Source organism: Bartonella krasnovii (genome assembly GCF_003606345.3).
Taxonomy (GTDB): domain Bacteria; phylum Pseudomonadota; class Alphaproteobacteria; order Rhizobiales; family Rhizobiaceae; genus Bartonella; species Bartonella krasnovii.
Genome location: NZ_CP031844.2, coordinates 622,192 through 642,404, shown reverse-complemented (window position 1 = coordinate 642,404; position 20,213 = coordinate 622,192). Strand labels below are relative to the sequence as shown.

Below are 20,213 nucleotides of genomic sequence, written 5' to 3'. Positions count from 1 at the left end.
GTTTATATGCATTACTCTAAAAAGAGAATATTTGCACTTTTAAACACTCTACTTTGGATTGCTTTAAGACTTATAAGAAATCCACTCTTAAAGTGAATATGCTTCTTTTGATTGCCTTTAAGAGATTATACCGTAATCTCAAATGAGTGCTTTATAGCTTTCAAAAAAACTCTTTAAAGAGAGTTTTATATCTTCATTTTACTTATAGGTTTTGTCTGTTTTTAAAACCCCCAAAACACCTACAAAACCCTCTTAAATATATATTAAAGATTGTATTTATGTGTTGTGTTTAATATAGGTTGTTTATTTGAAACATTAACTTATTGAAATATAATAACTTTTATTTTTAATTTAAAAAATATATAAAGGGGATGTAAAAAGAACACCCAAAACCCCCTAAACCCCCTAAACTATAACCATAATGATCTTGATAGCATTTCTTATGATTATACCCCCTTTCTTTTGAAAGGCTTTAAAGGATCACATGTTTTTTTAAGACGTGTTTTAATCATGCTCTAAAATTACAAATTTATCCATTTAAGTGAACTGATAAAATTCATTAAAGGGATTTTGATAACATAATCATTTTTCATTTTCATATGCTTTTCAGAAAGCACGTTTTAATCACTCACTAAAATGATTACTTTTGTCAGTTCAATTTACTGACACAAACTGACAAATATATATTTACAGTTGTATTTATTTGTTATGGCTGTTTTAATAAGTTGTATTTTGAAAAATCAATAAAACTTAACATATTGAAATATAATATTCTTAATTTTCTCTTATTTGAAAAAAATAATAGAGGATCTAAAAACAACTGACTAAACTGACAAGACTGATAAAGTCTATTAAAAGCGATTTTGCTAATCTCTATAATTATCAGTCTCTCTTTAGAGGTTTTCATAACAGACTATAAATCGCAATTATCCTATTTATCGTTTCTCTTATGAAAATGAAAAATGATGCGGTGGCTATAAAGAAGATAACAGCTATAAAGCACGCGTGAAAACAGCAAGACTTTCATAATTACAATGCAAATGAATGTATTGCTTATAAAGATAATCCCTATAAAAGGCTGTTAAGTTGCAAATGTGTTATTAAAAGAAATTAACAGAAATCTTAAAAGCCATTTAGTAAAAAACATGATACGTCATAAAACTAAAAATACGCATTATGAGAGCGTTTCTAAATATTACAAATGTATAATTCATAAAATCACGCAATCGTTTAAGAAAGGCTACAATATAGCTTTAACAGCATGTAATACAAAAGAAGCAATTAATAAGCATATAAATAATATTTACACATAATGCATTTAAAAAAATCATAAAAATATCAAAAAAGTGCATAAATTAATTGACAATAAATACGTATTTTGTTATATAAATAATCAAGTGCTGAAAACACTTAATAACTAGCGGGTAGGTTACGATACGACCTCTCCTATGTCTTTAAAATACTGACTATCTTTTATGCTGTGATTAGCATATATGATGATTTTGTCGGGTGTGGTTACACCATACAATACTCTTTATGAGAAAAGTGTAACGACGGACTAGTTACCGTGTTTTCAACGCCCGGCGCCCTTATAGGGTGTCAATTGAAAACTTTAAATAACTAGGAATCTTAATATGACAACTATCTCAAAAAACACCCCCGTTATTTCTAACATTTCAAATGAAACCGCCTCTGTTAATAAGCAGCAATGTGTAAAAAAATATGAATTTACAGACGAAACGATTGAAGTAGGTGATTATACTCTTTATCGCATTCGTGCTTTAAGGGATTTTGCTAATATTAAAGCGGGGGACCTCGGCGGTTTTATACACAAAGTAGCAAATTTAGCTGATAATGGTGAGTGCTGGGTCGGTGGCAATGCCATGGTTTATGGGGATGCGCGGGTTTTCGATAATGCCCATATTTCGGATAATGCAAAAATTACTGGATCTGCAAAAATTTATGAAAATGCAAGGGTCTATGGCAATGCTAGCGTGCATATTAGAGCTGAGGTTTATGGCAATGCGCAAGTCTATGATAATGCATTGATTTATGGCGATATTTTTGGACATGCTAAAGTATATGGCAATGCAAAAATTTATGACACTATTTATGGCAAGTTTCTTGATAAAACTAGAATTTATGGCAATGCTGAGGTTTATGGTAAAGCACGTGTGCTAGGAAGTTCTCAAGTTTATGATAATGCCCATGTTTATGAAGATGCTGTAGTTTTTGACAATGCTAGGGTTTGCGATAATGCCCATGTTTGTGGCGCTGCTATGGTCAATAGAGAAGCCAAGGTTTATGGGAATGCTATAGTGACTTGTTATGCCCATGTTTATGATAGGGGCTGTGTTTGTGACAATGCTAAAGTTTATGGCAAGGTCTATGGTGGCGCGCGGGTTTCCAATAATGCTTTAATTTCTGAGAATGCTGAGGTTTATGATGATGCGCGCATTTATGACAATGCAAAAATTTATGGCAAGGTTTATGGCAATGCGCATGTATTTGGCAATGCTCAAGTTATTGGTTATACTGAAATAAATGGTAATACCAAAATTGGTGGCAATTATAAAGAACCCGTTGTTGTTGGTGAAATTGTTTTTACAACTGCTTAAATAAACACGCGGGCGGTGCGGGGGCGCCTGCTTTCTAACCAAATTCTTTCATTTTAAAAATTAAATCTTCTTATAAAGGAATTGTGCTATGCAAAAGAAATTTGCACTCACAAATGAGACACGTGTATTAAATAATCAAACCCTTTATCGCATTAAAGCATTAAGAGACTTTGCTGATGTAAAGGCTGGGGACCTTGGTGGTTTTATCGAAAATGAAAGCAATCTCTCTCATGATAGCAATTGCTGGGTATATGATAATGCTTGTGTTGTAAAATCTGGTCGTGTTTATGAAAATGCAAGGGTCTATGGCAATGCTGCCATTGGTGGTTTTGTTTATGGCAATGCTCATGTATGTGATAAAACCCGCGTGTATTTTGAAGCTCATGTTTATGACAATGCTCATCTTTCTCATAATGCTTGGGTTTATAATAGAGCAAGGGTTTATGGGAATGCAAAATTATCGGGGTGTGCACGTATTCATAGCAAGGCTGAGGTTTATGACAATGCTGTTGTAAGTGGCTCTTCAAAAATTTATGGCAAGGTTTATGACAATGCTAGCGTGGGTGGGTATGTTAAGGTCTACGGCTCTGTTTATGGGAATGCAAAAGTGACTGGTTATCACACCATTAGAGGTTTGGTACATGGCAATGCAAGATTAAAAAGAGATGGTTATTCATATGTTGAACAAAACATTTACTATGCATATGGGATTCCCGAAGATTGTGAAATTTATGAAAACGATCACGTTGTAAAGATTATTGAAAATAAAGCAGCATAATTGAATGCTCGGGCGTTGCGGGGGCGCCCTTCTTACAAATTTTCCATTCCAAATTTTATCAAATGTTTAACACATTAAATTGTGTGGGTATCCTTATGTGCAAAAAATATGAATTAACTAGCGAAATCAAACAAATAAAACATGCGCTTACTCGTAATATTATAAATCTTTATCGCATTCGGGCTTTAAAAGATTTTGATGATGTCAAAGCTGGTTCTTTGGGCGGCTTTATTGAAAAGGAAGTCAACCTCTCTCATGATGGCAATTGCTGGGTTTATGATGATGCTTGTGTCTATGGTCATGCCCGTGTTTATGAAAATGCAAAAATACGGCATTATTCTCAAGTCTGTGGTCAAGTCTATGGGAATTGTGAAATCTATGGAAAGGCTTTTATCTCTCAATATGCAAAAATTTATGACCATGCTTTTGTTTATGGCAATGCTCATGTTTATGGGAATATTTATGGCAATGCTCATGTAAGTGGGGGTGCTTGCGTTTTTGCTGATGCTCATATTTATGGTCATGCGCATGTTTCTTATGATGCTACGGTTTTTAGTTATGCAAGGGTCTATGGTCGTGCCATTGTTGCTGGCTCGGCTCGTATTCATAGCTATGCTGAGGTTTATAATTATGCCTTTATTAATGGTCGTGCAAAAATACATGGCAAGGTCTATGGTGGTGCTTTGGTGGGTGGTTGTGCTGAAATTTATGGCTCTGTTTTTGGCAATGCCAAGGTTTTATTCTATACCAAGGTCTGGGGTCGTGCTTATGGCAATGCGAAATTAACCAAGAAAAGCAAAGTAAGGGAAGTTCCTATAAATTATGAGGTTTATGAAAGCGATAACCTTGTCAAAATTGTTGATGAAACAGAATAAAGAACGGCGTGGGGGGCGCCTTTAATGGCTATAAACGCATTATAAGATGCATTCCTTAAAACGCATCATAAAAGAGATAGTTTAAAAAGAAAGCCGTGCCAATTGATATGACGCAGCTTTCAAATTTTGATTCTAATGATTTAATAATCACCTACAATGGAGTAATGAATGCATATATACAAAACGTATCATATTGCAAGCGTTCTATTGTTTTTATGAAAACTTATCAAAAGAACCGTAAATGATAGCTATAATCTTGATAGCATTCATTTGAATGAGAAAGTCTATAAACGCTTGTTATGGCTATCATAACCTATCAATAAAACGCCTCTTTAAAACGTTTTAAAATACTAAACTCAAAATAGAGCTGAGTGAATTGAAATAACTTACATTCTATAATCAAAATGCTTGGTAAGTAATATCAATAATCGAAGCGCAATGCGTATGAAGGAAATATCTGTAACAAATCCGTTTTTTACAGTTACAAGCGTTGGTTTTTAAAAGCAGCTTTTATACGATGTAAGTTTTTTAAGACTTTCTCTGCTGTGAAATCTAGATCTTTGTTTTTTCGTAAATGAAACGTTCTTAAGAACAAATGATAACTAAGTTATAACTGTTATAAAAAAGGTTTTAGACGTTTCTTATAAAGATCTCATTTTATGTTTCAAACGTTTAAACGTTCACTTAAAGAGGTTATCATAAGCATCTTTTCATTTTGCACTCAAACCTAATTTCTTTTAAAATTAGCCGGCTCAATTTTGAGTTCGTTATCTTTAGAATAGAGCATTCTTTAAACAATATCTCTTTTGACTCCAAAATTTAGTAAAACCCTATGCGTTTAGATTTACAATGGTTATGAATTTTTCTTGCTTATCTTTTCCTTAAAAGAGCTGCCATTAATTTTGTGAGTAAGTGCTTTAAAACTATAACTTTTAAAACGTTTATTGACAGCTTGCTTGCGTTATATCATTCAAAGGCTTTTGATTATCATAAGATATAACGTTTTTAATTTCATACGCTGTTGTGATGATATGTTTGTATAATGCCTGCCTATCGTTTACTAACTTTTTAATAAGCGCTTTAAAAACGATATTGAAATCCTTTATGCACCTTTAATAAATTAAAACCTATAAGCTTATGACAGTTTCAAACGATTACCCTCTTATAGGTAATAAAATATTGCTATAGCATTTTTAGATTTTACACTTCTCAATTTTGAGAACCATAATCTCATACTTGATAATGCGATTACTAATCCAATTGTTAAAACAAGCTGTGATCTTTAAAGATATGTTATCGATCATTTCAAACGACTAAATTTTAAAACAATGCGATTTTTAAGTGATAAAAACGTATCATAAAATTTATGAACTGTTATGAGTGATAACTGCTTTTCATTTCATTTGAACGTTTACATGCGTTATAATATTGGCATCATGATTTGCTTTTTATGCTCTATTCATACGTGCCAATCTTATATCAAAAATGGTCAAATGAATCACGTATAAAAGTGTGGATTCTTAAGTGGATTCATATAAAATAATTGCACACAACATATTGACTTTATTGTGTTTTTTGATATGATACGGATTTGCACGTGATATACGTCCATTGGCTTCTCTTACCTGCCCTGTGATCTTAGGGCGTCCCCTCTTTTTCTTTGCTTTCACTTACACCGCCTTCTGTTTAAAAAGGAACATCATCATTTAAGGCGTCTGTAGGCATATCAAGAGGTCTGTAAATGCTTCTGTCATAAGCAGACGGCTCTTGATCATTATTATTTTTGCTGTCTAAAAGCTGTAATTCGCCTTTGTATTGAGGCAATATGACCTCTGTCACATACCGTTCTACGCCGTTTTTATCTTGCCATTTACGGGTTTGTAAGCGCCCCTCTATATAGACTTTGCTCCCCTTCTTAAGATACTGAAGAGCCACTTTTGCCAAATGTGGATTAAAGACAACAATAGAATGCCATTCTGTTTTGTCTATTTTCTTATTGGTTGCCTTGTCTGTATAGCTCTCAGACGTTGCCATTCGAAAATTGACCACCTCGCCACCAGAAGGCATTGTTTTGCTTTCTGGATTTGCACCTAAATAACCAATTAAAATCACTTTATTTAACATGCGGTTTATATCCTTTTATAGGAACATAGAGCTAGCAACAAAACAAATTTACAACTGATAATAATATAACACACTATGTTGTATTCTTACAAACGAAATTTATTATAACACACTGAATCTAAATAATGAATCCTATTTTTATTTTACTTATTTGCTTGTTTTTTGATACGATTTGTATAATAATGGGATATTCTTTTATATTGTGATTATTTTAATCGCTTATTTGGATTGTTAATTATTTTGAGTATAAAGACCGTATCAATTCATTTTGATGCGGTTTTTATATGTATTAAGGCTTGTATTTTTAATACTATTTGTGCAATAAAAGAGATGTTCATAATACTTATGAATAACGATAACACTCATGCATTGCAAAACGAAAGCCGCGTCTAAGATAATGGCGCGGCTTTATTATATACAAATCTATAACTAGCATAAAAAGAAAACCCTGTTATGTAAAAAACATAACAAGGTCTTCTCCAATTTCTTAAATCTCATATAAGATATAGAACATTATGTATAAAATAACAAGCCTTAATATGCAAAAAACCGTATCTTTTAAAGGACACGGCTTTTTTTTGTAGCGATTTTTAAAAAGTATATTATTTTAACCTAAGGAACGGCTAAAATACAACGCTGTAATAACGTTGTAAAAGAAAGTTTTTTACGCTTTCTATGTTTTAAAATATAGCACCATTTGTTTAAAGATGCAATTTGAATAAAAATAAACTTGCGTTTATACACAAACTATGTAATTCATTAATCGTTTTCATAATGAATTGTCCTTGTCAATAATGGTTTTTAATAAAAGAAGCCGTGTTCTTGTAAACGCAGCTTCCTTTTTTGCTGTAAACCAGCCCCCCACCCCGTTTTTTTAATTATTGCATATTCCCATAAAGTTGCTCTCTTAAGAAAGCCAATCCTTTTGTTGTTATCTTTGTTGACGGTACTGTCTTTTCTGTACCATCATTTTTTTGAATAGTGATAGTCGTGCAATCCATAAGACCTTTTTGTATTTTATCTTGATATGGTAATAATGGACCACTTGGTACTCTTTTGTAAACCCAACCATATCTTCGTAAGTAATCTGATAAATCCTTAGGTCTTACTTCCAAGATTTTTGCTGCATCTATAATACCGAACAAGCCATCCGAGCGCGTTAAACCATCAAGAGCTATTGCTTTTGGTTTTAACTCTGCAATGATAGTATCTTTTTGATCTATTTGACCTTGCAAGTAATTTAAAAAACCAATCATAGCTTGTGGACTTGAATAATCGATTTGTGGTGGTGTTACTTGCTTTTCTAATTCCTGCCAACGGTCAATTATTTTTGCACGCAAAGCGATGCTGTAACCAGATACGAGGATTAAGCATTCACGTTTAGGGAGAAGATATTCAGTTTTCTGGCGATTCATGCTATCAAAAAAGATGCCCTCAAACTTGAGGATATCTTTTTCATCATACAATTCAAGCAAAATATTCTTGATATCACGCATAACATTATCATGCCGTTTACCACACAATTCTGCAATTTCACGACTAGACATAGTTTGAATGCTGTCATCTATGTTGATTTGATTTACATCTATTGGATTTTTTTGATTTACATTTATTAAATATTGTGACATTTTTCTTTTCCCTACAAAAGTTAAAAAGTAGGCGCCCCCCACGCCGTTATTTATGCTGCTTTTAATGGCTGATGAGATTTTTCATTCAAAATAGGAGTATAAGCTTTCAATAATGGAGCTATTGAATGAATTGGTTCAGATTGACCAAATTCTGTAATGATTGCTAAGATTTTTGTAAAATTAGGCATTTCGTTTTGTAATTTTAAAACCAAAACTTTTTCAAGATCTGCCATAAGTTCTACTAAAGAAATATGATATTCACCCTCAGTATAGTCAGTGTTAGCTTCTTTAAACACTGCCATCCACAAATCACATAAGAAATCGGTGGTTATTTTTATTTCGTTTTTTTTCATTTGAAATTCTTTCTATTGGTTAGAAGTTTTTAATTGACAGCCCATAAGGGCGCCGGGCGCTAAAAACACGGCCAATAGTCCGCCGCTATACTTTTCCCTCGCGAAGGGTATTGTATGGTATAGCTACACCCGACATAAATCGTTATATGCCAACGACAGCATAAAAGAAAGTCAGTTTTTTTTAAGAATGGGAGAAACCTTTTCGTGGCCTATCCGCTATTGGATTCGTGGTTTTTAAGCACTTGTCGATCTTTCTAAACGACCTTTTCTTTAAAGTCAATACGTATTTTTTATTTTTTTCACTTTTTTTCATTTTGGTTCTTACCTAATTGAATATCAAGCGCTTTTTCTAGCTCTCTGTCTATCTCTTCACTGGATAATGGATAGCCTCTCTCAAAATCATTCGTAATTTCACAAATCAATTGATCATCTTTTGTACGTTTTTTGATTTGCACATTTATCTCATCTATCAATGGTTCATAACTCAATACGCTTTTTGGTAAATTACCACCGTATATCCACGCTTTTACCTGCGCTTTGGTACTGTAATCAATATTCGTTGGCATCTCATAATCTTGATATTGTCCACCATCGAATTCCTCATATTCCCTCGTGCCATCTGCATATTCGTAAAGATTGTAAAAATGCTCTGAAACCCCTAATCCCCATGGTACATATCCAACCGCCGTTGCAATAAATTTTTTTTGCTGTCTTGATTTACGGTTTCTTAAGAACATCTGATTTAATATCCCTTATCTAAATCCATAACTTTACCAATGGGTTTATTTGCCTCAAATTGGACCGTACAGCAGCGTTTTTAGTTTCAATGTGGTTTCTATTAAAAAACTTTTAAATCGCTCTGTACGGTGCCTTTTTATCGATTTAAACGCATATCTAATCTCAAAATCATCAGCACCTTTCACTATTTTACTGTTTTTCATTCAATGCCCTTTAAAACTTCTTCAAGTTCTTTTTGAAGCTTTTCAACGCGTTCTGATGTTGCAAGCGGCTTTTGTTCTCTTTCCTTTATTTCTGGCTTCTCAAGAGCCTTCAAAATATAATTTGCACTCCAGCGAATATCACTTTCAAGATTTTCGCAATAGCGATAAAAATCTGCTGTTGATGGCATAAATGTTGTATTTAACCCCTCTGCTTTGCCTTTCAAAGCGTTCTTTGTTGCCATTTGCAATATCCAGCTGCTTATGCCTTCAAGAGCGTAAAAATACGCAAGCGCTGTTGCTTTCTCATCTGAACCCATGGGGCTTTTGAGACCATTCGAAAGGACAAGAAACGTTGTTTGGATTTCCTCTTCAGTTGCTTTTCTTTCAAGCTTTTGCAACGCATCATCAACCAACGAGGTAACTCTCTCCACTTCTGCACTCAATGGCTTTTGTCCTGTTTTCCAAAGGAATGGGGGTTGTGTTGTCATCCTCGAATAAAAATTTGTAAACACTGTCTGAATTTTTGATATTGGACATATGCTGTGCAACTCGATAACTCCAGCCACGCTGCTGTTCTGTGTGTTTAGTGCTTGTTTTTCCATAGTTTCCACCTTGTTGATTGATTTGATAAGTTTTTGAATTTCTTACCCAATTACGCCATGTCGCTTGCCAATCACGCTTGCTAGCGTCCTTACCCGTCTTGGCATTCCAATAATCTTGAAATTTCGCAATTTCGACTTTGATACGCTCTGGAGGCAAGCCCTCTGCAAGTGCAAAATCGTAATCGGGTTCGAAATCCGCAGGCAATCGACAACCTCTATCAGTTTTAACCCGCTTGGCTTTCTTAGGAACACTTTCTTGCTCGTGAATGAGAGGTTGTTTGATTGCTATCGTTTCGATTTGTTCTGGTTGGCTTTCAACAGCAGCAACCTCTGTTGGCTCGTCATCCAAATCGGTTGTTTCTAAATCTTCAAAATCGATTTCTTTTTTTGATAAAACGATAGTTTTATTTTTTTTATATATATTATTCTTATTCTGGTTCTTTATAGCTTGATTTTGCTTGTCGTTTGCTTCAGCAAAAAAAACGTTTTGCTTACTTTTTGCTTCAGCAAAAAAATCATTTTGCTTGTCGTTTGCTTCAGCAAAAAAAACGTTTTGCTTGTCGTTTGCTTCAGCAAAATCATTAACGCATTGTTTTGTATTGTTTTTTGCTTGTGCACCTTTTTTGCCAGCTTCACTACGAATTTGCGATATGTGATCCTTTTTATCAGCAAAATCTTTTAGTTCTTCTTCAACGCGCGTGTTCCACAACCCACCATCTATCTCAATAAGTTTATCGTTCCTCATTAAATATTCGACAATAGTTGCGAACTTTTTTTGCGAACAATTGCAAGCACGTGAAAGCGTTTCAAAATCTTCTTTAATTGGTGCTTTTTTATCATACATACGAACAAGAAGTGTCATATAAGCACCTCTTTGCTCTAATGTCATTCCATCTGTACCACTTATCCAGTCATACAAATGAAATCGTATCCACGGCATCCCATTAGACATACCCCAATTCCCTTTCTTTAATTAAATGTAAAATTGCCAAAGCATCCGCTTCATTATCATCACAAGGCGCGTGTCCTTTTGCACGCATTGCCTCTATCATCTCTTCTTTCGACGCATTCCCCTTGCCCGTTGTCGCTTTCTTAATTGTACAAACCGGTATCCCCTCATACGGTATCTGATGATGTTCACACCACGCCGTTAACGTTGCTAACAAGCCACCGTAAACATGCGCTGCGTCTGTACCAACATGACGCCTCACCTCTTCAAAATACACCGCGTCAATTTGACCTGCTGCCTGCTTTATTTCATTAAGCCATTGTTTAAAGCGTAAATAACGCATCCCACCGCCTTCAAAACGGCGTGATTTAAAATCAACGGTGCCATTAGTGATACCACCATCTGCACCGCGTATCGCCCATCCTGTCTTCGTACCTAGATCAAAACAAAGAATCGTGTTAATCACCACGCCGCTCCGTACATAATGTGTTTTATTTGGATAGAGAAAAATATGAAAGATACGCCAACAATATATGAATATATTTCTTTTATCATTAGTACGATCTCTGCAGGCTTTGTTTGGTATAGATACCGCAAAGAACAAAAAGAAAAATGTTTAGGACAAAAATTGCAAAGCTGTAGTGTACGTGAAGTTGTTGGAAGTCTGTCTCCAAAGAATCCTAGTGACCTTGAATCTGAATTGGAATTAACCATTTACAATCCTACAAACCAAATAATTAAAATAAATCACATCAAAATACCTAAAAAACACCCATTTATATTTACTCAAGCACTCTACCCAGATCCTACTGAAGGTATCTCAGATTCTGAAAAACGTAAAAATGCAACGAACATCGCCTTAAAAAGCGAAAAGTATATTGATTTAATAAAACCCCAATTACATCCTAACCATCTGGGATTTTTTGATCTTTTTAGTATAAAAGCCAAAAGTAAATTGGCTCTTTGGCTTACCATACACCCACAAGAACCACATTTAACAAAACCTATAACCATTGTAGTTGAACATACCTCATGTAATAATCCAGAAAAAACTCTTGAGACTACTTTTTGTCTTGGTTTTTTCCGTTGGACAGATATACAGGACAGAGATTTTGAATATAGGATAATGAAAAAAACTTTAGGTAGCTCTAATAACTACAACCATATCCTGAACTCCCAATAATAACGGAGTCGCTCCCATATTCTACGGTGCCAAGGTAGTGATTGCATGTATTCCTGTGGTGTTAACATAGATAATTTGTAAATCTTATGAGAAATACACTTAAAGTTTTCAACTTGATCATCATCGTTTATTGTTACACTACCAAAAACCACCCCTAAACCACTGATCCAACAATTGCCTTCGTGACTGAGATTATCTTCACTCTCTACCCAACCGCCTAGATCACCTTTTTTAACATCACCAAAATCTTTTAAGGCGCGTATGCGGTATACCTTGCAAGGACCAATATCAACTACGTCATCTGTAAGTTCATACTTCTTTTTAACTTTCATATCTGCCATCTCTCTCTCCTCACTTACTTTTCTTCTTATTCTTATGAGAAGGCTTTTGTACAGATGCATCACACTGCTTAAGCTCGTCTTTAAGCTTCTCTATTTCTGCATCACGGTGTGCAATTTCTGCTATTAGTTCATACATAGATTTGATGTTCTTACCGAACGTTTCATCATACGCATCCAGCTTCAGCTTCAGTTCTTCAATTTCCTCATCACGAGATTGAACTTCTTTTTCATCCTCGGAATTTAGTTTAAGCTCTTCTTTAAGCTTCTCTATTTCTGCATCACGGGCTTCAACTTCTTTAAATCGCCTGTGTAGAGCTATGTCTTTCTTTTGAATCGCTTCTTTATGCGCTTGTTTAAGATTCTTAATTTTTTCATCACGCTGTTTAAGCTCTTCTTTAAGCTTCTCTATTTTCTCTTCATATTTTTTGATATCCGCATCACACTCATCAATGCTCTGCTTGGTTTCCTTTAAAAACTTAATCTCTTTTTCCTTCTCTCTTATTTCTTCTGTAAGATATTTAACCTGCATTTTAAGCAACTTAACCTTTTCGCTACAATTCAAAGCACAAAACAACGACATCCCACTAAAAAGCAAACAGCCAAGCGTGACACATATAACTATAAATACCACTTCACTTAATTCCATTCTGATCTCCATTAATTTTTATGAGGGCGGTCATCACAACCAATCTGTTTTGCTTCGCATTCCATTAAGAAAAGCAGGCAACAAGCTGCATGTGCCAAGTGTGATAAATCACTCTCAGCATCCTTTTGTTCTCCATCAAACCATGCTAATAAATGACGCAAAGCTGCTCCGTGAAACCGGCTCCAATTCATGCCATTACGCCAGTTGTTTACTCCGTATTTCTTTGCTCCAAACTCTAAAACACGACCGATTTCCATCAGTGCTAAAGGCGGTATAAGCTCTACACGAGGCTTGCCGTCATCATTCTTATGCGCTTCATTGACAGACATCATCATCTCCTTAAGGCTGCAAACTGTCGCCCGCGCTATCAACGCAGGGGCTTTTGCAAATTTTCGTAATTGGGGGGCGCTGCTCTTGCATTAATGACTGCAAGCGCTCTGGATAAAAAAAATCTTCTGGACGTAAATCTATCCCATGTTCACGCGCATAATTTAGAAGCATAATTTGGTATTTAGCCGGTATAATTCCGCCTTTACCCTCTCGCTTTTCAAAAGGGTACGTCCATTTATAAACAGCAGACACATGGCATTGAGAAATCAACGACACACGTTTTGCGCCGCCTAAATACTTTATAATCGTAACTGCTGAATTTTTGATACTCATCTTAATTTCTCTATTTATAAAATGTGGATTTATTCGATTATAGAAAAATTGTCAATGTTTTTTCTAAATTAGAAATATTGATATTTTTTAAAACAAAAGGAATATTGATAAGTATGGATATTCAAAAAGAAATAAAAATTTGGGCAAATGAAAAACTTAAAATAATGGGTCATGGGTCTCGAACTGAATTAGCCAAACATATGGGACTTCATACATCTGTTGTATCTAAAATGCTTTCTGTTGATGATAATAAAGAAAAGAGAAGTATATCTGCTGATGAACTCGTTAGGTTAACTTCATTTTTTAAAGCTCTCCCCCCTCACTTTATACCTGATAACTGTGATGATTATTTTTTAAAACTATACTCTTCAGCAAAGCCAGAACATAGAAAAGCTGTCATTTCTTTTTTACGTTCTTTACAAGAAGCAGATGAAAAATAACCACCCGTTTTTGCTCATTTGTTAATGACGAAAACATTTTAAAAGCTTCTTTAGATTGCTTCATTATAGAATTTTCTCCACATTTAAATGAAAATTAAATCACTTTTTTGTGTAGACTATCTGTCTATCACTAAAAAATTTTTTTCTATTTTAGAAAATTTATATTGACTTATTCTAAAATCGAAAATACATTTACACCATACCCCGAAAAAAAAAACCTATGTCAAGGCGTTTTTTTCAAAATGTATTTAAATATTTTGATATGGAGGCATTTGTGAATAAACCAGTGTTTATAAATTCTGATGAAATTCTCTTAGTCGTCTGTGAAGATGAAGAGCAAAATCTCGCTAAATACGGTACTTTCTTTGATGAAAAGGAAATTATCAAATTTATAGATCAAGCCGATAATGCTCTTCAAATCTTTCGTGTAGAACCAACCACTAACCGCTGCGAAAATATCTCTGAAGATATCGCAGAGTTATATCTTAAAGAATGTGAAGAACAATGTTTTGAAGGAAATATCCCTCACGACTTTGTTAAGCATAGCTCCGCATACGATTTTTTTTTAGAAGAAATCGAACAGCAGCGATATGAAGATGAAATGTACGGTACTTATGAACAACAGCACCGTTTAACTCTTTGGGATGTCATTCCAAACTACCCAAGCTATACGGTGCGCTTCTAATAGCACTCATTTTCTCAAAAATTATCACACAAACCAATGCCGTTCTTTTCAAGAGCGGCAAAGGGGGAGTCTAACTTAAAGGAAATAAATCATGGAAAAAAAATACGAACTCACTGATGAGACAATCAAAATTAATGGAAGAACACTACACCGAATTAAAGCATTAAGAGACTTTGGAGATATTAAGAATGGTGATATAGGCGGTTATATAGAAAAAGAAGACAACCTATCCCATAAAGGTGAATGTTGGGTTGGAAATAGTGCCAAAGTTTTTGACAATGCTGAAGTCTGTGACAATACACTAATCAACGATAGTGCATTAGCGTATGATAATGCAAAAATTTCCAATGATGCTAAAATTAGTGAGGGTGCACGCGTTTTTCAAAATGCCCGCGTTTCTGGTAACGCCCATATTCGCGTTCTTGCAAAAATTTATGGGAACGCAAAAATCTGCGATAAAGCTTATGTTTCTGGTAATGCCAAAATATACCATGATGCACAGATTGGTGATAATGCAATAATTTCAAAAAATGCAGAAATTTTTGACGATGCTTGCATTTTTGAATCCGCCTGTATTTCAGATGATGCACGTGTTTTTGGAAAAGCTAAAATTTATGGCTTTGCGGTCATCCACCAAGGCGGACATGTTTCTGAAAAAGCTAAGGTTAGCGGACGCGCAGAGATCTCTGGTAATGCCCGTGTTTTTGGTGGTGCTATTGTTTGTGACAATGCCAAAGTAACTGGAAATACAAAAGTATCCGGTAATGACACTGTTTTAAGATAGGGCAATAATCATGGAAAAAAAATACGAACTCACTGATGAGACAACCGAAGTTGGTGATCACACTCTCCACCGTATCCGCGCCTTAAGAGACTTTGGAAACGTTCAAGTTGGTGATCTTGGTGGCTTTATTGAATATGAAGGTAACCTATCTCATCTGGGGAATTGTTGGGTTTATGATGATGCTATGGTTGCTATGAATGCTGTCGTTTCTGAAAATGCCAAGGTTTTTGGGAAAGCCAAGGTTTCTGGTGATGCCAAGATTTTTTATAAAGCGCGAGTTTTTGAAAATGCCAAGGTTTCTGGAAAAGCCATGGTTAATGGAAATGCCAAGGTTTATGGTGATGCATGGGTTTCTGGCAATGCCGAGGTTAATGAATTTGCCGCGGTTTATGGTGATGCATGGGTTTGTGGCAAAGCCAAGGTTTATGGCGATGCCGATGTTTATGGCAATGCTTGGGTTTCTGGTGATACCAAGGTTTATGGCGATGCCAATGTTTCTGGAAATGCCAATGTTTCTGGTGATGCATGGGTTTTTGGCAATGCACAAGTTTTTGGTGATGCACAAGTTTTTGAAAATGCCAATGTTTCTGGAAATGCCAAGGTTTATGAAAATGCACAAGTTTGTGGTTTTGCCAAGGTTTTTGGCAATGCCAAGGTTTATGGAAATGCACAAGTTTGTGGTGATGCCAAGGTTTTTGGCAATGCACAAGTTTGTGGTGATGCCAAGATTTTAAGGTAGGGCGATAATCATGGAAAAAAAATACGAACTCACTGATGAGACAATCGAAGTTAATGATCACACTCTCCACCGCATTCGTGCACTGAGAAACTTTGGAAATGTCAAAGCTGGTGATCTTGGTGGCTTTATAGAAAAAGAAGACAACTTAAGTCATGATGGCAATTGCTGGGTAGCTGGTGCGGATAGTCCCTTTGACAGTGGATATGTTTCTGGAAATGCCAAGGTTTCTGGTGATGCGCGCGTTTATGGAAATGCACAAGTTTGTGGTGATGCACAAGTTTGTGAAAATGCCAATGTTTCTGGAAATGCCAAGGTTTATGGTCATGCCCGTGTTTCTGGAAATGCCAAGGTTTATGGTGATGCCGAGGTTTATGGTTTTGCCAAGGTTTTTGGCGATGCCAAGGTTTATGAGTTTGCCAATGTTTCTGGAAAAGCCGAAGTTTTTGGTGATGCCAAGATTTTAAGGTAGGGCGATAATCATGTATAGCTATGAAATTAAACCTACTTGGTGTGTACAGACAGTTGTGAAAAGTGCTCAAAACCTTGGAGAACTTTGTATTACTATCTCTGGATATAAAGATGACCCCTATGTAGATACCATAATTCCTAAAGACGTCATGAAGGACCTTTTAGGTGAAGATAATTTTAAGAAAATGATATCAAATCACACACCTAGATGTACATATGCATCATACGCAAGCAAAGTATTTAGATGCATTGAATTTGATATAGGACGATGTTCTAATGCCAAAGAAAAAATCTTTATTGCACTTAAGTCTAATGATGGACGTAGATTTATATCAATATTAGAAACTGATGACATCATACCGCCTCTGAAATTCAATTTTTAACAACCAAACCAAACAATTTTTAACACATGCGTGATTCACGCCACGGGTGAGTTGCGCGTAAAATAAGGAAACAATAATGACCAATCCCACTTTTTTAACAACCATAGCAAATAAATATGGGTTCTCTCATGACGAGTTTCGAAAAACTATTATCAAAACTTGTATCAATCAGCAATTCTCTGATGAAGAATTCGCTGCTTTTATCTCTGTTGCTAACACTTATGGTCTTAATCCGCTAACAAAAGAAATATACGCATTCCCGAAGAGAGGCGGCGGCATTATACCTGTGGTCTCTATCGACGGGTGGATTAAGATCATTAAATCTAATCCTCAATTTGACGGCATGACATTTCAAGATCAACTCGATAAAGATGGCAATCTCATTGCTATCAAATGTGCTATACGTCTCAAAGGCGTTAAAGATCCTATCGAGGTCACCGAATATTTAAGTGAATGCTTACAAGAGAAAAGTGACCCTTGGAAAAAATATCCTGCTCGTATGTTACGTCATAAAGCTACCATACAATGTGCTCGCTATGCTTTCGGGTTTTCTGGCATTTATGAAGAAGACGAAGCTAAACGTATTAATGACACCACACAAGTGCAACTTGTTTCTTATGCCATGCTTAAACAAATCAAAGGATTAATTAAAGAAACGGAAACGAATGAAGATGATCTTCTCGCTTACGCAAAGGTAGAAAATCTAACAGATCTGTCTTGTGAAAAAGCACAAGAAGTTTTAGGGCTGTTGGAAAAAAAGAAAAATATTCAAAGAGAAAGAGCTCTACAATCTCTCCCACAACAAGAGCAAATAAACGCCTCTATACAAGATGCCGAATATATTCATATCCAAGATATCGAATATGCTCCAACGTCTCATGAACAACAAAGGGCGGTGTGAAATGCAACAAAGAACTGCAGAATGGTTTCAAGCCCGTTTAGGTAAAGTCACCGCTTCAAATATTTATAACATTCTTAGTAAAACAGCAAAGGGAACGCCTACAAGCAAATATGAAGATTACAAAATTAAACTCATGACAGAGCGTTTAACTGGAGAGATAAGTCAATCTTATATAACACCCGTTATGCAATGGGGCATTGAACATGAAGAAGAGGCACTCAAAGAATATGCTTTCATTTATGATACACAAATCACTCAATGTGGCTTTATTCAACACCCTACAATTCAAATGGCGGGCGCTAGCCCTGATGGCTTTGTTGGAAATGATGGTTTAATTGAAATCAAATGCCCTCAATCAAGCAACCATTTGCGCTTCTTTATGGATAATGAGATCAAACCGGAATATCTTGCACAAATGCAATTCCAAATGGCTTGTACGGGACGCAAATGGTGTGATTTTATCAGTTATGACCCACGTTTTACGAGGGATGCATCTCATTTACGTATGAAAATCAAACGTATCCACCGTGATGACAAACAAATTGAACAAATCAATCAAGCGGTTGAAAGCTTTTTAGTAGAAATAGAACAAGAGATACAAAGAATCTCAACAAAAGCCGCCTGATAGATTATGGGGGTGCTTTTCTTATGCCTCCTAGCACCCCCACCCTTTCATAACAAATTTCAATCAATACGTGATTCACGACACGGGTAAATTGCATCTTAAATGTAAGGAGGAATATATGGCGCCTCGTCCAGCTACCATAACACAACCAGCCATTGCACGTGCTTTAAGAGAAGCTAAAAAGCAAGGGTGCGAACTCATAGAAATCAAGCCCACCGGCGAACTGCTTATCTATCTTAAAGACAATATCCCATTACCAAATTCAGCTAATCATCATGATAAATCATGGAATTTGTCACCTGATGATTATGATATCATCTTATAGGGTGTCACCATGCCAAAACCACGCCCCCCTCATCTTGTTAAGCAAATTACACAACATGGTAAAATTGTATGGTATGTACGTATTGGTCATGGAAAACGTATTAGAATACGCGGAACCTATGGAACGCAAGAGTTTGTTGACAATTACAAAAACGCTCTTGCCGAATTGCAAGGGCTTATACTTCCTAAATCCAAAACCGGTAAACTTGATGAAGGTTCATTCGCATGGTTGCTTAAACAGTATCTAAACAGCTCTAATTGGCATAGTCTTGCTAAAATCACAAAAAAACAAAAAGAACTCATCCTTATGAAGGTATGCGATAGCATAGGAAATGTTCCATACCAAGCAATTGAAAAGAAACATATTATAGCTGGTGTTGAACGACGTAAAGAAACGCCAGCAATGGCTAGAGAATTTTTGAAAACACTTAATGGGCTTTTTAATTGGGCGGTTGAACAAGATCTTTTAGAAAACAATCCAGCTTTAGGCGTCAAAAAGCCTCCTCTCAAAAACAAAGAAGGCTTTCCTGCTTGGACAGAAGAAGATGTTGAGAAATATTATCAACGCTGGTCACATGGTACCCATGAACGTGTCTGGATTGATGTCCTCTTATATACGGGGTTGCGTCGTGGTGATGCCGTTCGCATTGGCTGGAAAGATGTAAAAAATAATATTATTTATCTCAAAACAGAGAAAAGTAAATTCCAAACAGATGTTTTTCTGCCTATTTTACCAGAATTAGCAGAGACACTTAAAATTGGTCCTATTGGTGATGAAACATTTATTTGTGGTAAACGCGGAAAAAAAATCCCCAAAGATAGCTTTAGTCTCATGTTTTACAGAGCATGCAACCAAGCCGGTATCAACAAATCAGCCCATGGTTTGAGAAAATTAGCAGCAACACGCGCTGCTAACTCTGGTGCAACAGTACCACAATTGAAAGCACTGTTTGGCTGTACAAATGATAATATGGCATCTCTTTACACAAAGAGCGCAGACCGTAAAAAACTCGCTCTTGAAGCCATAAAAAAGCTTCAAAAAGATGAGGGATAGAGGCAAAAAAACGTAATAGAATCAGTATTCATCAATTCCCTTATTTATATAATAATTCATTGATTTTTATGTTTTTTATTAAGCAAGACTAGAATTTAATAAGAATGTG

General features: G+C 35.5%; 26 protein-coding genes. 14 read left to right on the top strand and 12 right to left on the bottom strand.

The genetic code is table 11. The features are described 5' to 3' along the window. Nucleotides 1–1,634: 1,634 nt before the first annotated feature. The 3 genes from D1092_RS02640 (at nt 1,635) to D1092_RS02630 (ending at nt 4,271) form a co-directional block, all read left to right on the top strand. Nucleotides 1,635–2,618, top strand: a complete 984-nt coding sequence (locus D1092_RS02640; protein ID WP_241440203.1) for a hypothetical protein — start codon at nt 1,635–1,637, stop codon at nt 2,616–2,618. Nucleotides 2,619–2,706: 88 nt separating this feature from the next. Continuing rightward, nucleotides 2,707–3,396 carry a hypothetical protein gene (locus D1092_RS02635; protein ID WP_120122065.1) on the top strand — a complete coding sequence of 230 codons (690 nt, stop codon included), beginning with the start codon at nt 2,707–2,709 and terminating at the stop codon, nt 3,394–3,396. A gap of 95 nt (nt 3,397–3,491) precedes the next feature. Next, a complete protein-coding gene (locus tag D1092_RS02630) occupies nt 3,492–4,271 on the top strand; it encodes a hypothetical protein (RefSeq protein WP_120122064.1) in 780 nt (259 codons plus the stop codon). 1,520 nt (nt 4,272–5,791) lie between these two features. Here D1092_RS02630 and D1092_RS09455 read toward each other — a convergent pair. From D1092_RS09455 to D1092_RS02595, 8 genes are all read right to left on the bottom strand, one after another. Continuing rightward, complete coding sequence (locus D1092_RS09455; RefSeq protein ID WP_167309286.1) at nt 5,792–5,941, bottom strand: hypothetical protein; 150 nt, start codon at nt 5,939–5,941, stop codon at nt 5,792–5,794. Between the two features lie 16 nt (nt 5,942–5,957). Next, nucleotides 5,958–6,395, bottom strand: coding sequence for a single-stranded DNA-binding protein (gene ssb / locus D1092_RS02625; protein WP_120122063.1), 438 nt, complete (start codon nt 6,393–6,395; stop codon nt 5,958–5,960). A gap of 878 nt (nt 6,396–7,273) precedes the next feature. Further along, a complete protein-coding gene (locus D1092_RS02620; RefSeq protein WP_120122062.1) occupies nt 7,274–8,023 on the bottom strand; it encodes a phage antirepressor KilAC domain-containing protein in 750 nt (249 codons plus the stop codon). Nucleotides 8,024–8,073: 50 nt separating this feature from the next. Then, entirely contained in the window at nt 8,074–8,376 is a 303-nt protein-coding gene (locus tag D1092_RS02615) for a hypothetical protein (RefSeq protein WP_120122061.1), read from the bottom strand. 299 nt (nt 8,377–8,675) lie between these two features. After that, entirely contained in the window at nt 8,676–9,113 is a 438-nt protein-coding gene (locus tag D1092_RS02610; RefSeq protein WP_120122060.1) for a hypothetical protein, read from the bottom strand. Between the two features lie 200 nt (nt 9,114–9,313). Next, entirely contained in the window at nt 9,314–9,760 is a 447-nt protein-coding gene (locus D1092_RS02605) for a hypothetical protein (protein ID WP_174767356.1), read from the bottom strand. Next, nucleotides 9,723–10,871 (bottom strand): YdaU family protein, encoded by a 1,149-nt coding sequence (locus D1092_RS02600; protein ID WP_120122058.1) that lies wholly within the window; start codon nt 10,869–10,871, stop codon nt 9,723–9,725. Before D1092_RS02600 ends, D1092_RS02605 begins: the two co-directional genes overlap by 38 nt. Then, nucleotides 10,864–11,334, bottom strand: coding sequence for a crossover junction endodeoxyribonuclease RuvC (locus tag D1092_RS02595; protein WP_120122057.1), 471 nt, complete (start codon nt 11,332–11,334; stop codon nt 10,864–10,866). Before D1092_RS02595 ends, D1092_RS02600 begins: the two co-directional genes overlap by 8 nt. Before the next feature lie 45 nt (nt 11,335–11,379). Between D1092_RS02595 and D1092_RS02590 the strand changes: the two genes are divergently transcribed. Continuing rightward, nucleotides 11,380–12,051 carry a hypothetical protein gene (locus D1092_RS02590; RefSeq protein ID WP_120122765.1) on the top strand — a complete coding sequence of 224 codons (672 nt, stop codon included), beginning with the start codon at nt 11,380–11,382 and terminating at the stop codon, nt 12,049–12,051. Here D1092_RS02590 and D1092_RS02585 read toward each other — a convergent pair. Genes D1092_RS02585 through D1092_RS02570 form a run of 4 tightly spaced genes read right to left on the bottom strand, consistent with a single transcriptional unit; the run spans nt 12,024 to nt 13,701 of the window. Then, a complete protein-coding gene (locus D1092_RS02585) occupies nt 12,024–12,392 on the bottom strand; it encodes a hypothetical protein (RefSeq protein ID WP_241436922.1) in 369 nt (122 codons plus the stop codon). The genes D1092_RS02590 and D1092_RS02585 overlap by 28 nt on opposite strands. Before the next feature lie 10 nt (nt 12,393–12,402). After that, nucleotides 12,403–13,038, bottom strand: coding sequence for a hypothetical protein (locus D1092_RS02580; RefSeq protein ID WP_120122056.1), 636 nt, complete (start codon nt 13,036–13,038; stop codon nt 12,403–12,405). Nucleotides 13,039–13,049: 11 nt separating this feature from the next. Continuing rightward, nucleotides 13,050–13,367, bottom strand: a complete 318-nt coding sequence (locus D1092_RS02575; RefSeq protein WP_120122055.1) for a dATP/dGTP diphosphohydrolase domain-containing protein — start codon at nt 13,365–13,367, stop codon at nt 13,050–13,052. Between the two features lie 10 nt (nt 13,368–13,377). Next, nucleotides 13,378–13,701 (bottom strand): hypothetical protein, encoded by a 324-nt coding sequence (locus D1092_RS02570; protein ID WP_174767355.1) that lies wholly within the window; start codon nt 13,699–13,701, stop codon nt 13,378–13,380. A 113-nt stretch (nt 13,702–13,814) separates the two neighbouring features. Here D1092_RS02570 and D1092_RS02565 point away from each other — a divergent pair, with 113 nt between their 5' ends. The 10 genes from D1092_RS02565 to D1092_RS02520 all read left to right on the top strand — a co-directional run bounded on the left by D1092_RS02565 (nt 13,815) and on the right by D1092_RS02520 (nt 20,104). Beyond that, nucleotides 13,815–14,141, top strand: a complete 327-nt coding sequence (locus D1092_RS02565) for a helix-turn-helix domain-containing protein (protein ID WP_120122054.1) — start codon at nt 13,815–13,817, stop codon at nt 14,139–14,141. Between the two features lie 274 nt (nt 14,142–14,415). Continuing rightward, nucleotides 14,416–14,826 (top strand): hypothetical protein, encoded by a 411-nt coding sequence (locus tag D1092_RS02560; RefSeq protein WP_120122762.1) that lies wholly within the window; start codon nt 14,416–14,418, stop codon nt 14,824–14,826. A gap of 91 nt (nt 14,827–14,917) precedes the next feature. Further along, on the top strand, nt 14,918–15,610 hold the full coding sequence (locus D1092_RS02555; RefSeq protein WP_210247577.1) for a hypothetical protein: 693 nt from the start codon (nt 14,918–14,920) through the stop codon (nt 15,608–15,610). Nucleotides 15,611–15,620: 10 nt separating this feature from the next. Further along, nucleotides 15,621–16,349 (top strand): hypothetical protein, encoded by a 729-nt coding sequence (locus tag D1092_RS02550; RefSeq protein WP_120122053.1) that lies wholly within the window; start codon nt 15,621–15,623, stop codon nt 16,347–16,349. 10 nt (nt 16,350–16,359) lie between these two features. Next, entirely contained in the window at nt 16,360–16,818 is a 459-nt protein-coding gene (locus D1092_RS02545) for a hypothetical protein (protein WP_120122052.1), read from the top strand. Nucleotides 16,819–16,828: 10 nt separating this feature from the next. Next, the gene (locus D1092_RS02540) at nt 16,829–17,200 is read left to right on the top strand and encodes a hypothetical protein (protein ID WP_120122051.1); all 372 of its coding nucleotides are present in this window, start codon (nt 16,829–16,831) and stop codon (nt 17,198–17,200) included. A gap of 76 nt (nt 17,201–17,276) precedes the next feature. Further along, nucleotides 17,277–18,101, top strand: a complete 825-nt coding sequence (bet, locus tag D1092_RS02535) for a phage recombination protein Bet (RefSeq protein WP_120122050.1) — start codon at nt 17,277–17,279, stop codon at nt 18,099–18,101. A gap of 1 nt (nt 18,102) precedes the next feature. Further along, complete coding sequence (locus tag D1092_RS02530) at nt 18,103–18,726, top strand: lambda exonuclease family protein (RefSeq protein ID WP_120122049.1); 624 nt, start codon at nt 18,103–18,105, stop codon at nt 18,724–18,726. Nucleotides 18,727–18,844: 118 nt separating this feature from the next. Beyond that, complete coding sequence (locus D1092_RS02525; protein WP_120122048.1) at nt 18,845–19,051, top strand: hypothetical protein; 207 nt, start codon at nt 18,845–18,847, stop codon at nt 19,049–19,051. A gap of 9 nt (nt 19,052–19,060) precedes the next feature. Beyond that, complete coding sequence (locus D1092_RS02520; RefSeq protein ID WP_120122047.1) at nt 19,061–20,104, top strand: tyrosine-type recombinase/integrase; 1,044 nt, start codon at nt 19,061–19,063, stop codon at nt 20,102–20,104. Nucleotides 20,105–20,213: the final 109 nt, after the last annotated feature.

Coding starts and splice junctions, on each gene's coding strand:
- D1092_RS02550 (WP_120122053.1), top strand. CDS start 15,621: ATGGAAAAAAAATACGAACTCACTGATGAGACAACCGAAGTTGGTGAT.
- D1092_RS02630 (WP_120122064.1), top strand. CDS start 3,492: ATGTGCAAAAAATATGAATTAACTAGCGAAATCAAACAAATAAAACAT.
- D1092_RS02635 (WP_120122065.1), top strand. CDS start 2,707: ATGCAAAAGAAATTTGCACTCACAAATGAGACACGTGTATTAAATAAT.
- D1092_RS02610 (WP_120122060.1), bottom strand. CDS start 9,113: ATGTTCTTAAGAAACCGTAAATCAAGACAGCAAAAAAAATTTATTGCA.
- D1092_RS02580 (WP_120122056.1), bottom strand. CDS start 13,038: ATGGAATTAAGTGAAGTGGTATTTATAGTTATATGTGTCACGCTTGGC.
- D1092_RS02540 (WP_120122051.1), top strand. CDS start 16,829: ATGTATAGCTATGAAATTAAACCTACTTGGTGTGTACAGACAGTTGTG.
- D1092_RS02530 (WP_120122049.1), top strand. CDS start 18,103: ATGCAACAAAGAACTGCAGAATGGTTTCAAGCCCGTTTAGGTAAAGTC.
- D1092_RS02615 (WP_120122061.1), bottom strand. CDS start 8,376: ATGAAAAAAAACGAAATAAAAATAACCACCGATTTCTTATGTGATTTG.
- D1092_RS02520 (WP_120122047.1), top strand. CDS start 19,061: ATGCCAAAACCACGCCCCCCTCATCTTGTTAAGCAAATTACACAACAT.
- D1092_RS02575 (WP_120122055.1), bottom strand. CDS start 13,367: ATGTCTGTCAATGAAGCGCATAAGAATGATGACGGCAAGCCTCGTGTA.
- D1092_RS02600 (WP_120122058.1), bottom strand. CDS start 10,871: ATGTCTAATGGGATGCCGTGGATACGATTTCATTTGTATGACTGGATA.
- D1092_RS02525 (WP_120122048.1), top strand. CDS start 18,845: ATGGCGCCTCGTCCAGCTACCATAACACAACCAGCCATTGCACGTGCT.
- D1092_RS02620 (WP_120122062.1), bottom strand. CDS start 8,023: ATGTCACAATATTTAATAAATGTAAATCAAAAAAATCCAATAGATGTA.
- D1092_RS02555 (WP_210247577.1), top strand. CDS start 14,918: ATGGAAAAAAAATACGAACTCACTGATGAGACAATCAAAATTAATGGA.
- D1092_RS02570 (WP_174767355.1), bottom strand. CDS start 13,701: ATGAGTATCAAAAATTCAGCAGTTACGATTATAAAGTATTTAGGCGGC.
- D1092_RS02590 (WP_120122765.1), top strand. CDS start 11,380: ATGAAAGATACGCCAACAATATATGAATATATTTCTTTTATCATTAGT.
- D1092_RS02545 (WP_120122052.1), top strand. CDS start 16,360: ATGGAAAAAAAATACGAACTCACTGATGAGACAATCGAAGTTAATGAT.
- D1092_RS02585 (WP_241436922.1), bottom strand. CDS start 12,392: ATGGCAGATATGAAAGTTAAAAAGAAGTATGAACTTACAGATGACGTA.
- ssb (WP_120122063.1), bottom strand. CDS start 6,395: ATGTTAAATAAAGTGATTTTAATTGGTTATTTAGGTGCAAATCCAGAA.
- D1092_RS02640 (WP_241440203.1), top strand. CDS start 1,635: ATGACAACTATCTCAAAAAACACCCCCGTTATTTCTAACATTTCAAAT.
- D1092_RS02565 (WP_120122054.1), top strand. CDS start 13,815: ATGGATATTCAAAAAGAAATAAAAATTTGGGCAAATGAAAAACTTAAA.
- bet (WP_120122050.1), top strand. CDS start 17,277: ATGACCAATCCCACTTTTTTAACAACCATAGCAAATAAATATGGGTTC.